At 54.2% G+C, this 13807-nt stretch carries 7 protein-coding genes; 4 read left to right on the forward strand and 3 right to left on the reverse strand.

What is annotated here, in order from left to right; genetic code table 11:
- The coding region (locus AC0TOY_RS12550; RefSeq protein ID WP_473713410.1) for a porin at positions 1-468 on the reverse strand (468 nt) is incomplete at its 3' end.
- Positions 469-1210: 742 nt separating this feature from the next.
- On the opposite strand from AC0TOY_RS12550, the gene rcsD reads away from it, so the two are divergent.
- Together rcsD and rcsB are read left to right on the forward strand one after the other, a co-directional pair.
- The gene (rcsD, locus tag AC0TOY_RS12555) at positions 1211-3883 is read left to right on the forward strand and encodes a phosphotransferase RcsD (protein ID WP_473721908.1); all 2673 of its coding nucleotides are present in this window, start codon (positions 1211-1213) and stop codon (positions 3881-3883) included.
- Between the two features lie 16 nt (positions 3884-3899).
- Complete coding sequence (rcsB, locus tag AC0TOY_RS12560) at positions 3900-4550, forward strand: response regulator transcription factor RcsB (RefSeq protein WP_003859405.1); 651 nt, start codon at positions 3900-3902, stop codon at positions 4548-4550.
- A gap of 89 nt (positions 4551-4639) precedes the next feature.
- Here rcsB and rcsC read toward each other — a convergent pair whose 3' ends face one another.
- Both rcsC and gyrA read right to left on the reverse strand, forming a co-directional pair.
- Positions 4640-7486: a two-component system sensor histidine kinase RcsC gene (rcsC, locus tag AC0TOY_RS12565; RefSeq protein ID WP_061714731.1), complete on the reverse strand. Its 2847-nt coding sequence runs from the start codon at positions 7484-7486 to the stop codon at positions 4640-4642.
- A gap of 135 nt (positions 7487-7621) precedes the next feature.
- Entirely contained in the window at positions 7622-10258 is a 2637-nt protein-coding gene (gene gyrA, locus AC0TOY_RS12570) for a DNA topoisomerase (ATP-hydrolyzing) subunit A (RefSeq protein WP_024908202.1), read from the reverse strand.
- 146 nt (positions 10259-10404) lie between these two features.
- Here gyrA and ubiG point away from each other — a divergent pair, with 146 nt between their 5' ends.
- A complete protein-coding gene (gene ubiG / locus AC0TOY_RS12575; protein ID WP_024908203.1) occupies positions 10405-11133 on the forward strand; it encodes a bifunctional 2-polyprenyl-6-hydroxyphenol methylase/3-demethylubiquinol 3-O-methyltransferase UbiG in 729 nt (242 codons plus the stop codon).
- A gap of 347 nt (positions 11134-11480) precedes the next feature.
- Positions 11481-13766 carry a class 1a ribonucleoside-diphosphate reductase subunit alpha gene (nrdA, locus tag AC0TOY_RS12580; protein WP_032646595.1) on the forward strand — a complete coding sequence of 762 codons (2286 nt, stop codon included), beginning with the start codon at positions 11481-11483 and terminating at the stop codon, positions 13764-13766.
- Positions 13767-13807 lie beyond the last annotated feature (41 nt).

Below are 13807 nucleotides of genomic sequence, written 5' to 3' on the forward strand. Positions count from 1 at the left end.
GTCCTGGTTACGGTAGGTCGCGACGCCGTTAGCACGTTGCTGCAGGAAGTTGTCAGCGCCGTAGGTATCGCCGCCAAATTCTGGCAGAACGTCAGTCCAGGAAGTTACGTCGTAGATTACGCCGTAGTTACGACCGTAATCGAAAGAACCCGCCTCAGCGAATTTCAGACCCGCGAACGCCACACGCGTCCAGGACTGATTGTCACCTTCAGTGGTGTTGCCCTGAATCTGGTATTCCCACTGGCCGTAACCGGTCAGTTGATCGTTAACCTGAGTTTCGCCTTTGAAGCCAAGACGCATGTAGGTCTTGTCGCCGTCGTTACCCTTGTCGTCAGAGAAATAGTGCAGACCATCAACTTTACCGTACAGATCTAATTTGTTGCCATCTTTGTTATAAATTTCGGCCGCATTTGCTGCGCCTGCCACCAGGAGTGCTGGTACCAGGAGGGACAGTACTTTAACTTTCATTTTATTAACCCTCTGTTATATGCCTTATAATTGCCACTGCTTACTGGTTAACCCTCATTAACCAGTCGGCAATTTCATTCTCCGCAAAATCACAGAATAATCCAATGCGAATATGATACGAAAACTTTGAAGATGTTTCATTTATCTATGAACATGTTTCAAAATGTAAATATCAAGGAACTTTTACAAAGCACAAATAGCTTAGAAATTTAGCATTTATAATCAAAAGAAAAATAACACACATAAAAATCAACCACTTATAATAAAAATCGTTACAGCACTGAATGACAAAACAAGATCGCGCCTAATCTCTAAAATATCTCTCGCTATCATCATTAACTTTATTTATTACCGTCATTCAGTTTTGAATGTCTGTTTATCCCTAATTGAGCCGAATGCTTCGCATTCGGTTTTTTTTTACCTTTCTTTACGTAACTTCTCATTTTTTGTGCTACCGCACCGAAACTGTAACGACTATTAACTAAATCTTCACTGCTATCCTTCGCTGGCGAAATATTGATGTAAAACTTAATTTCTTGTTAATTCGTGCTATTTGCTGGCTAAGCGCACTTATTATTTGTACGCGCACGGCGTGTTTGTACATGTTTAGTGCGCCACCTGCCGCCGATATTGTCCGTTGAAAAAGTCGACTCTTCCCGGGCAGTGGCGCTGGAAATTCAGTTATTACGCTTTATACTGCCCTATCGCCACAGAGCATGACCATGACGGGTTAAAGATATCAATGAGTCAGACTGAAACTACCGCCCCGAGCAAATTTTCCCTCCTTCCCGGGAGCATCACCCGTTTCTTTCTTCTTCTGATCGTTGTGCTGTTAGTGACCATGGGGGTGATGGTACAAAGCGCGGTTAACGCCTGGCTGAAGGATAAGAGCTATCAGGTCGTCGATATCACCCACGCCGTGCATAAGCGCATCGATACCTGGCGCTACGCCACCTGGCAGATTTACGACAATATCGCGGCCGCCCCGGCCTCCTCGGCCGGAGATGGACTTCAGGAGACACGGCTTAAGCAGGATGTCTACTATCTCGAAAAACCGCAGCGTAAGACCGAGGCGCTTATTTTTGGCTCTCACGACAGCGCGACGCTTGAGATGACGCAGCGTATTTCGACCTATCTGGATACTCTCTGGGGTGCCGAAACGGTGCCATGGTCGATGTACTATCTGAACGGTCAGGACAACAGCATGATCCTGATCTCCACGCTGCCGTTAAAAGATCTCTCTTCCGGATTTAAAGAGACCACCGTGGGCAGCATCGTCGATTCCCGCCGGGCAGAGATGCTGCAGCAGGCGAATGCCCTCGATGAACGTGAGAGCTTCTCTTCCCTGCGTCGTCTGGCCTGGCAAAACGGTCATTATTTTACCCTGCGCACTACGTTCAACCAGCCAGGACACCTGGCGACGGTGGTGGCCTTCGATTTACCGATTAATGATTTAATCCCGCCGGACATGCCGCTCGACAGCTTCCGTCTGGAGCCCGACAGCAGCACCCAGAACATGCGGGCGGCGTCTGACAAAGAGGCCGCAGAGAGCGTATCGATCTCCTTTAACGGCTCGAAAATCGAAATTGCCTCATCGCTGAATTCGACCGGTATGCGTCTGGTGTGGCAGGTGCCGTTTGGCACGCTGTTGCTCGATACCCTGCAAAATATCCTGCTGCCTCTGCTGTTAAATATCGGTCTGCTGGCGCTGGCGCTGTTTGGCTACAGCACCTTCCGTTTCCAGACGGGGCGTCAGAGCGACGCCTCTGCGGTTCCGGCCGGCACCAGCAATGAGCTGCGCGTATTGCGTGCATTGAATGAAGAGATTGTTTCCGTGCTGCCGCTTGGGGTCTTAGTTCACGACCAGGAGGCGAATCGTACAGTGATGAGCAACAAAATTGCCGACCATCTGCTGCCGCATCTTAACCTGCAGAACATCACCACCATGGCGGATCAGCATCAGGGGGTGATTCAGGCCACCATCAACAATGAACTGTACGAAATCCGTCAGTTCCGCAGCCAGGTGGCTCCCCGCACGCAAATCTTCATTATTCGCGACCAGGATCGCGAAGTGCTGGTCAATAAAAAGCTCAAGCAGGCACAAAGACTGTATGAGAAAAACCAGCAGGGGCGCGCCGCATTCATGCAGAACATTGGCGATGCCTTCAAGCAGCCGTTAAAAACGCTGGCAACCCAGGCGGCGGCGTTAAACACCGCTGAAAGCCACCAGCTTGCCTGCCAGGCCGATTCGCTGGTCAGAATGGTTGATGAGATCCAGCTGGCGAACATGCTGGAGAATGATTTCTGGAAGGGAACCCCAACCCTCTTCTCCATTCAGGAACTGATCGATGAAGTGGTGCCGGAAGTGCTGCCCGTCATTAAGCGCAAAGGTTTGCAGCTGCTGATCAATAACAATCTCCCTGCGAATGACGAACGCCACGGCGATCGTGAAGCGCTGCGGCGTATTCTGCTGATGATTATTCAGTACGCCGTGACCACCACGCAGATTGGCAAGATCACCCTCGAAGTTGGCACTGAGGAGTCAGCAGAAGACCGCCTGACGTTCCGCATCCTGGACACCGGGGAAGGCGTCACCACGAGTGAAATTGATAATCTGCACTTCCCGTTCCTGAATGACACGCAAAGCGATCGCTACGGCAAGGCCAATGCCCTGACCTTCTGGCTGTGCGATCAGCTGGCGCGTAAGCTCGGCGGCCATCTGAATATCAAAGCCCGTGAATCCCTCGGCACCCGTTATTCTCTGCACGTGAAAATGGCGGCCAATCCGCAGGAAGAAGATGAAGAACGTCTGCTGGATGATGTCGTGGTGATGGTCGATGTGACCTCGAACGAGATCCGCAATATTGTCGTTCGCCAGTTAGAAAACTGGGGTGCGGCCTGCATCACGCCGGATGAAAGACTTGCAAGTCAAGAATTTGATCTGTTTTTAACTGATAATCCGTCTAATCTTACTGCCTCCGGCTTGCTTTTAAGCGATGATGAGTCAGGCGTGCGGAAAATCGGCCCTGGCCAGCTGCGCGTCAACTTTAATATAAGCAATGCGATGCAGGAAGCTGTACTACAACTAATAGAAGAGCAGCTGGCGCAGGAAGAGATAGCGGAATCCCCGTTAGGCGGCAATGAAAATGCCGAGCTTCACGCCAGCGGATACTATTCACTCTTTGTTGATACAGTACCAGATGATGTTAAGCGGTTGTATACTGAGTCCGCTGCGAATGATTTTGCAGCGCTGGCACAGACAGCACACCGGCTTAAAGGGGTGTTTGCCATGCTTAATCTGGTTCCCGGCAAGCAGTTATGTGAAACGCTGGAACATCTAATTCGTGAGAAAGATGCCTCTGGCATTGAAAAATACATCAGCGACATTGACGCCTACGTCAAAAGCTTGCTGTAGCAAGGTAGCCTTATACATGAACAATATGAACGTAATTATTGCCGATGACCATCCGATTGTACTGTTCGGTATTCGCAAATCACTTGAACAGATCGAGTGGGTGAATGTAGTCGGTGAATTTGAAGACTCTACAGCACTGATCAATAATCTCCCAAAGCTTGATGCACACGTGCTCATTACCGATCTCTCCATGCCTGGAGACAAGTACGGTGATGGGATCACGCTCATCAAATATATTAAACGTCACTTCCCGGATATCTCGATCATTGTTCTGACCATGAACAACAACCCGGCGATCCTGAGCGCGGTACTGGATCTGGACATCGAAGGGATTGTGCTGAAACAGGGCGCACCGACCGATCTGCCAAAAGCGCTTGCTGCGCTGCAGAAAGGCAAGAAGTTCACGCCTGAGAGCGTCTCTCGTCTGCTGGAAAAAATCAGCGCGGGTGGCTACGGTGACAAACGCCTGTCGCCGAAAGAGAGTGAAGTTCTGCGCCTGTTCGCCGAAGGTTTCCTGGTGACCGAGATCGCCAAGAAGCTGAACCGCAGCATTAAAACCATCAGCAGCCAGAAGAAATCAGCGATGATGAAACTGGGCGTGGACAACGATATTGCACTGCTGAACTATCTCTCCTCCGTCACGCTGAGCGCAACGGACAAGGATTGATCTCAACGGGTGTGCGGCCTGATGCCCTCACCCCGCCCCTCTCCCACCGGGAGAGGGTGAAAAGCTTAAAAGGCCCTTGCGGGCCTTTTTTATATTCTTGTTTTTCTCACGCGCTCCGCGTAAATCGACAATGTCTGCTTCAGCACGTCCAGCGTCACCGGTTTCGACAGACAGCTGTCCATGCCTGACTCCAGACAGCGCTGCTTCTCTTCCGCCAGCGCGTTCGCCGTTACGCCCACCACCGGCAGCGTCAGGCCCAACTGTCGGATGCGCTGCGTCAGACGGTAGCCGTCCATGTTTGGCATGTTGACGTCGCTAAGTACGATATCAATATGATTTTTACTCAGCACATTCAGCGCATCCACACCGTCATTGGCCGTTTTGCACTGGTAGCCCAGCGATCCAAGCTGGTCAGCCAGCAGGCGGCGGTTAATCGGATGGTCATCCACCACCAGAATCATCATATCGTCATTCACTGACGCCAGAGACTCGGGTGACGGCAATCCGCCCGCGCCGTCGCGCTCTTCCAGCTCCACTTTGTAGATGCGCGCCAGCAGGCTCAACAGCTCGTGCGGGGTTGCGACACTGTGTACCCATTCCCCAGGCGCACGCTCGACAGGAATGCCGATGTGGCGACGACAGAAGAGCACCGACCCTCTTCCCTGCCACGGCTGATCCGGCATCTCGTCGGCGATCAGCACATCGTCCACGTCCGGCGTTTGACCTTCATAGCGGCACACCCTCACGCCGCTGTGGGCAAGCAGCGCCGTCAGGTAGTCATTCAGCGAGGCGTTATGCACCGCCAGCCAGCAGCGCTTATCGCTCAGCCCGTCTACCGTGGATTTTGCCGGATACTGCGCCGAATAGAGCGGAATGCGGATGGTGAACTGGCTGCCCATGCCGGGCTCGGTATCCACCGAGATATCACCGTCCATCATGCTGACGAGCTTCTCACAAATCGCCAGCCCCAGTCCGGTTCCCTGGAAGTTACGCTGCACGCCGGTACCGACCTGGAAGAACGGATCGAACAGACGAACCACTTCTTTCGCCGGGATGCCGACACCCGTGTCGCGCACGCGAATGCTCAGGTAATCCCCCGCCCGACAGACGTGCAGCACAATACAGCCGGTATCGGTGAATTTTATGGCGTTGCTGAGCAGGTTAGAGATGACCTGCTGCAGGCGCATCGGATCGCCGTGCAGCGTCAGCGGCACATCCGGCTCAATAAAGCAGTAGAGCCCCAGCTGTTTACGCACGACCAGTGGCAGATAGTTGGCGCTGATATGGTTCATGACCTCGCGCGGCGAGAACTCCCGCGGCTCGATTTTCAGCTGCTCAGACTCAATTTTAGAGAAGTCGAGAATATCGCTGATGATTTTCAGCAGCAGGCTGGAGGAGTTGTTCATCGCCGTCACCAGCCTGTCGACCCCTTTCGGCAGCTCTTTCGTCTGCAGCAGGTCGAGGTTACCGATGATCCCGTACAGCGGCGTTCGCAGCTCGTGGCTGACGGTCGCAAGGAACATGGATTTCGACTGGCTGGCCTGCTCTGCCGCCTGCGCCATCTCCTGCAACGACTCTTCCATTTTCACGCGCGCGGAGACATCCACCAGCACGCAAATCGCCACGTTTTCATTGCGATAGCGGGAATGGACAAAGCTAATCTGCAGGTTGGTGTGCGTGCTGGTGAGCACGTCGACAAAGTTAACCTGCTGGCCGCAGATAATCTGCGTCAGCCTCTGCCGGTCCTCATGCGTCAGCATATTCAGGTAGTTATGTGCCAGTTCGTTACTCAGGATGTTGGTACCGTCCTGGGTACGCAGAATACAGATCCCCACCGGCGCCGAAGCGACAATCTTCCGGTTAAACTGCTCGTGTTCCTCCAGCCGCTGGGCGTCGCTCTCGGCGGGAATAAAGATTTTTCGCTCATACATGCGCGCCAGGGTGAACAGCGCCCCACCCGCGATCAGGTTCAGCAGAATGGCATTCATGATGAGAATGCGTATCCGCTCAAGCACCATGTCCACCGGCAGCGAATAGACGATACTCAGCGAGGAAGGCGGCAGGCTCTTCTTCAGCACCAGTTCGCGGAAACCCGAGGTATAGCCAAACCACGACCGCTCCTGCATCCAGTGGGGTTCGACGTTAAGCCGGTTATCGGGCCCGGCAAGCGAGATCAGCTGATGACCGTTTTCATCCAGAATGGTCACCCCCATGGGCAGGCTGCCCGGGGTGAAGAAGTTTTCCATGCGAATGGTCTGCTCAATCCCCAGCAGCGCCTGCAGGCGATTGCCGAGATACACCGGCGTCAGAGCGTAGAAATAGCCCACGCCCGGACGCGGGCCCTGGCTCACCCAGAAGATGTTATTGCCGCGTTCGTCCTGCGGCGCATTGCGGTATTTCACAATACGTTCATGCAGGCTTTTCAGCGCATCGTCACGCTCAACGGGCACGTCGCGCAGGCCAAAGTCAGCCATGCAGAGATTCTCGCTGCCAATCAGGAAGACGCGGTTCAGGTCATAGGCGGCGGAGAAATTGTCGCGCCAGTAGCGCATAAACCAGGCAAGGGATTCCAGCGACCCGCGCCAGGAATTGCTCATGGTGGAGCAATCGGAGTCCGGGAACAGCGGCTGGAAGTCCGGAACTTCGGTTTTGTCATCACGCCCGCGAAGTGCAAGGATGCCGTTTTCCGCCGTCAGACGATTTTCGGCAATATACTTCAGCTCCTTCATCACGTCAGACGTTCGCTGAATGTAACGCTGGGCCTGGTCGGAGCTTAAGTTAAACTCCTGGCGGATCTCCGCTTCTTTCTGGTGCAGCGCGTTAACGATGTAAAACACCGAGAACAGGGCCACCAGCAGCCAAAGCAAGAGCGCCAGCGCCCGAAACAGATAGCGAGAGACTTTCAGCGTAGTACGAAAGGAGACGAGGTATTTCAAGGGGGCGAGGCTCCGCCGTCGGGGTCAAAAGAATGTGGTTAAGGTAGCGGTAAACGCGCCAGGTCGCAACGTTGACTTATCTGCTTGTGCAAAAGAAAAGGGCCGGAATCCGGCCCTTTTTTGCATCAGAAGACATTACTCGTCAGCATCATCCGCTGCGTCATCGTCAGTGTCGACTTCCGGCGCGATATCATCATCGCCTTCCGCAACGCTACCGTCGATGGAGTCGAGCTCTTCGTCATCCACCGGCTCAGCAACGCGCTGCAGACCCACCACGTTCTCATCTTCCGCTGTACGGATGAGGATTACGCCCTGGGTATTACGCCCTACCACGCTGATCTCAGACACGCGGGTACGCACCAGCGTACCGGCATCGGTGATCATCATGATCTGGTCCGCATCGTCCACCTGCACCGCGCCCACAACGGAACCGTTGCGCTCGGTAACTTTGATAGAGATAACGCCCTGCGTGCCGCGAGACTTGGTTGGGTATTCCCCTTCCGCCGTACGTTTACCGTAACCATTCTGCGTTACGGTCAGGATAGCCCCTTCACCGCGCGGAATAATCAGAGAAACCACGCTGTCTTCGCCAGCCAGCTTGATACCACGCACGCCCGTCGCGGTACGACCCATCGCACGGACGGCGTTCTCTTTAAAGCGCACCACTTTACCGGCCGCAGAGAACAGCATCACTTCATCAGAACCGGAGGTCAGATCCACACCGATCAGCTCGTCGCCTTCGTTCAGGTTCACGGCGATAATACCGGCAGAACGCGGACGGCTGAACTCGGTCAGCGCGGTTTTCTTCACGGTACCGCTGGCGGTCGCCATAAAGACGTTCACGCCCTCTTCGTACTCGCGTACCGGCAGGATGGCGGTGATACGTTCGTCCGCTTCCAGCGGCAGCAGGTTAACGATTGGACGACCACGTGCGCCACGGCTCGCTTCCGGCAGCTGATAGACTTTCATCCAGTACAGACGACCGCGGCTGGAGAAGCAAAGGATCGTGTCATGGGTGTTAGCCACCAGCAGGCGGTCAATAAAGTCTTCTTCTTTAATACGTGCCGCAGACTTGCCTTTACCGCCACGACGCTGTGCTTCGTAGTCGGTCAGCGGCTGATACTTCACATAGCCCTGGTGAGACAGGGTGACCACCACGTCTTCGCGGTTGATCAGATCTTCAATGTTGATATCAGAGCTGTTCGCGGTGATTTCGGTGCGGCGCTCGTCGCCGAACTGATCGCGGACCAGCTCCAGCTCTTCACGGATCACTTCCATCAGACGCTCTGCGCTGCCCAGGATGTGCAGCAGCTCAGCAATCTGTTCCAGCAGCTCTTTGTATTCGTCGAGCAGTTTTTCATGCTCAAGGCCGGTCAGTTTCTGCAGACGCAGATCCAGAATCGCCTGGGCCTGCTGTTCAGTCAGGTAATACTGACCGTCACGCACGCCGAATTCAGGTTCCAGCCACTCAGGACGCGCTGCGTCATCGCCCGCACGTTCCAGCATCGCGGCGACGTTACCCAGATCCCACGGACGGGAAATCAGGGCAGCTTTCGCTTCCGCCGGGGTTGGCGCACGACGGATCAGTTCGATGATCGGGTCGATGTTGGCCAGCGCAACCGCCAGCGCTTCAAGGATGTGCGCACGGTCGCGCGCTTTGCGCAGTTCGAAGATGGTACGGCGGGTCACCACTTCACGGCGGTGACGCACGAACGCGCTCAGGATCTCTTTCAGGTTCATGATCTTCGGCTGACCATGGTGCAGTGCAACCATGTTGATACCGAAGGAGACCTGAAGCTGAGTCTGGGAGTACAGGTTGTTCAGCACAACCTCACCCACCGCGTCGCGTTTAATCTCAATCACGATGCGCATACCGTCTTTGTCAGACTCGTCACGCAGCGCGCTGATGCCTTCAACGCGTTTTTCTTTTACCAGCTCGGCGATTTTTTCAATCAGACGCGCTTTGTTCACCTGATACGGGATCTCGTGAACAATGATGGTTTCACGGCCGGTTTTAGCGTCCGCTTCCACTTCGGCGCGGGCACGGATGTAAATCTTGCCGCGACCGGTGCGGTACGCTTCTTCAATACCGCGACGACCGTTGATGATCGCCGCCGTCGGGAAGTCCGGGCCCGGGATGTGTTCCATCAGCCCTTCAATGCTGATGTCTTCATCGTCGATATAGGCCAGGCAGCCGTTGATCACCTCGGTGATATTGTGCGGCGGAATGTTGGTTGCCATACCGACCGCGATACCGGACGAACCGTTAACCAACAGGTTCGGGATCTTGGTGGGCATCACATCTGGGATGCGCTCGGTGCCGTCGTAGTTATCGACGAAATCAACGGTCTCTTTTTCCAGGTCGGCCATCAGCTCATGAGCGATTTTCGACATACGGATTTCCGTATAACGCATCGCCGCAGCGGAGTCGCCGTCGACTGAACCAAAGTTACCCTGGCCATCTACCAGCATGTAGCGCAAGGAGAATGGCTGCGCCATACGAACGATGGTGTCATAAACGGCAGTATCACCATGCGGATGATATTTACCGATGACGTCACCGACGACGCGGGCAGATTTTTTATAGGCTTTATTCCAGTCATTGCCCAATACGTTCATGGCGTATAGTACGCGACGGTGTACCGGCTTAAGGCCATCGCGGACGTCCGGCAGCGCACGGCCAACAATGACCGACATCGCATAGTCCAGATAGGAGCTCTTCAGCTCTTCCTCGATGTTAACCGGTGTAATTTCTCTCGCAAGGTCGCTCATCTAACCGCTATCCCTCTACTGTATCCCGGATTCAAAGGTCGCAAATTATAACACAGCCGAGGTGATTGAGGTAAACCTATACGCTTTATTCACGGGGATTGCCTGATATACTCATTCGTCTTGCTAAATAAGGAGTAAAAGCGCCCATGAATGCCGAAAAATCCCCGGTGGTTCACAACGTTGACCACGAAGAGATTGCCAAATTTGAAGCGGTGGCGTCCCGCTGGTGGGATCTCGAAGGTGAGTTCAAACCGCTGCACCGTATTAACCCGCTGCGTCTGGGCTATATCGCGGAGCGTTCCGGCGGTCTGTTCGGTAAGAAAGTGCTCGACGTCGGCTGCGGCGGCGGCATCCTGGCTGAGAGCATGGCGCGCGAAGGGGCGAATGTTACGGGCCTGGATATGGGCTTTGAACCGCTGCAGGTGGCCCGTCTTCATGCGCTGGAGTCCGGTATACAGGTGGAATACGTGCAGGAAACCGTAGAAGAGCACGCGGCAAAACACGCCCATCAGTACGATGTGGTGACCTGCATGGAGATGCTGGAGCACGTTCCCGATCCGCAGTCGGTGGTGCACGCCTGTGCAAAACTGGTAAAACCGGGCGGCCAGGTCTTCTTCTCAACCCTCAACCGCAATGCTAAAGCCTGGCTGATGGCCGTTGTCGGCGCGGAGTATGTGCTGCGCATGGTGCCGAAAGGGACCCACGACGTGAAGAAATTCATAAAGCCTGCAGAGCTGTTAAGCTGGGTTGATCAGACGTGGCTCAAAGAGCAGCACATCATCGGCCTGCACTACAATCCGCTGACCAATAAATTCAAACTCGCACCGGGCGTTGATGTTAACTATATGTTGCACACAACCGCCAAAAACGACTAACGTCATTCGTTATTCTTATAAAGATTGCGCGACATCATGTTGCGCAATTCTGACCTCTCGTTGAAGAAATCAGCACTCGATCAAATTTTGAATTTTTTTTCTTAATTATTGACATGTCTTCCAGGCCTTACGGTACGAGGACTTAGCCTTTTTTACCCTTTCACAACCTCAATTTAACGTCAAAATCAACCCTTGTGCTGAAAAGATTCGATACTAGAATACTCACCATATAGCGTTTTTCTTATCGCAAACCCCCTATATGTAGTATTTATCCACAGAGTTAGTCACAAGACGGATCTGTGGATAAGCGGGGGATATTTTTTATTTCACGGACAGGTAAAACCCACATGAATCAGAGTCTGCTGGTGACAAAGCGCGACGGTACTACCGAGCGTATCAATCTGGACAAAATCCATCGAGTTCTCGACTGGGCAGCAGAAGGACTGAACAACGTATCTATCTCCCAGGTTGAACTGCGTTCTCATATTCAGTTCTACGACGGCATCAAAACGTCTGATATCCACGAAACCATCATCAAAGCGGCGGCAGACCTCATCTCCCGCGAAGCACCGGATTATCAGTACCTCGCTGCACGTCTGGCGATTTTCCACCTGCGTAAAAAAGCCTACGGCCAGTTTGAGCCGCCGAAGCTTTACGATCACGTGGTGAAAATGGTTGAGCTGGGCAAATACGACACGCATCTGCTGGAAGACTATACGGAAGAAGAGTTCGAGCAGATGAACGGGTTTATCGATCACTGGCGCGACATGAACTTCTCCTACGCGGCGGTGAAGCAGCTCGAAGGCAAATACCTGGTTCAGAACCGCGTAACCGGTGAGATCTACGAAAGCGCCCAGTTCCTCTACATTCTGGTGGCCGCCTGCCTGTTCTCTAACTACCCGCGTGATACCCGTCTGGATTACGTGAAGCGTTTCTACGATGCGGTATCAACGTTCAAAATTTCTCTGCCGACGCCAATCATGTCTGGCGTGCGCACCCCTACCCGTCAGTTCAGCTCCTGCGTCCTGATCGAGTGTGGTGACAGCCTGGATTCCATCAACGCCACCTCCAGCGCCATTGTGAAATACGTTTCCCAGCGTGCAGGTATCGGCATCAACGCCGGCCGCATCCGTGCGCTGGGCAGCCCGATTCGCGGCGGTGAAGCGTTCCACACCGGCTGTATCCCGTTCTATAAGCACTTCCAGACGGCAGTAAAATCCTGCTCTCAGGGCGGCGTGCGCGGCGGTGCTGCGACCCTGTTCTACCCGATGTGGCACCTGGAAGTGGAGAGCCTGCTGGTTCTGAAAAACAACCGTGGTGTCGAAGGCAACCGCGTGCGTCACATGGACTACGGCGTGCAGATCAACAAGCTGATGTACACCCGTCTGCTGAAAGGTGAAGACATCACCCTGTTCAGCCCGTCCGACGTTCCAGGCCTGTATGACGCGTTCTTCGCCGATCAGGACGAGTTCGAGCGTCTGTACACCAAATATGAAAAAGACGACAGCATCCGCAAGCAGCGCGTGAAGGCGGTAGACCTGTTCTCCCTGATGATGCAGGAACGTGCCTCTACCGGCCGTATCTACATCCAGAACGTTGACCACTGCAACACCCACAGCCCGTTTGACCCGGTTGTTGCACCAGTGCGCCAGTCTAACCTGTGCCTGGAGATCGCTCTGCCGACCAAACCGCTGGAAGACGTGAACGACGAAAACGGCGAAATCGCGCTGTGTACGCTGTCCGCGTTCAACCTGGGCGCGATTAAAAGCCTGGACGAGCTGGAAGAGCTGGCCGTGCTGGCGGTTCGTGCCCTCGACGCCCTGCTGGACTACCAGGATTACCCAATCCCGGCAGCGAAACGCGGTGCGATGGGCCGCCGTACCCTGGGTATCGGCGTGATCAACTTCGCCTACTGGCTGGCGAAAAACGGCAAGCGTTACTCCGACGGCAGCGCTAACAACCTGACGCACCAGACGTTTGAAGCCATTCAGTACTACCTGATGAAAGCCTCTAACGAGCTGGCGAAAGAGCAAGGCGCGTGCCCGTGGTTCAACGAAACCACCTATGCGAAAGGCATTCTGCCGATCGACACCTACAAAAAAGACCTGGATGCGATCGTCAGCGAGCCGCTGCATCTCGACTGGGAAGGCCTGCGCGAGTCCATTAAAACGCACGGCCTGCGTAACTCCACGCTCTCAGCTCTGATGCCGTCCGAGACCTCTTCGCAGATCTCTAACGCCACCAACGGTATCGAACCGCCGCGCGGCCACGTCAGCATCAAAGCGTCGAAAGACGGCGTGCTGCGTCAGGTCGTACCGGACTACGAAACGCTGGGCAACAACTACGAGCTGCTGTGGGAAATGCCAAACAACGACGGCTACCTGCAGCTGGTGGGTATCATGCAGAAGTTTATCGACCAGTCGATCTCTGCCAATACCAACTATGACCCGACGCGCTTCCCGTCAGGCAAGGTTCCGATGCAGCAATTGCTGAAAGACCTGCTCACCGCCTACAAGTTTGGCGTGAAAACGCTGTACTATCACAACACCCGTGACGGTGCGGAAGACGCGCAGGACGACCTGGTTCCGTCAATTCAGGACGATGGCTGCGAAAGCGGCGCATGTAAGATCTAATGTAAATGCCGGGTGGCGCTACGCTTACCCGGCCTACGTTT

The sequence above is a fragment of the Enterobacter sp. PL_is379 genome (genome assembly GCF_055817355.1).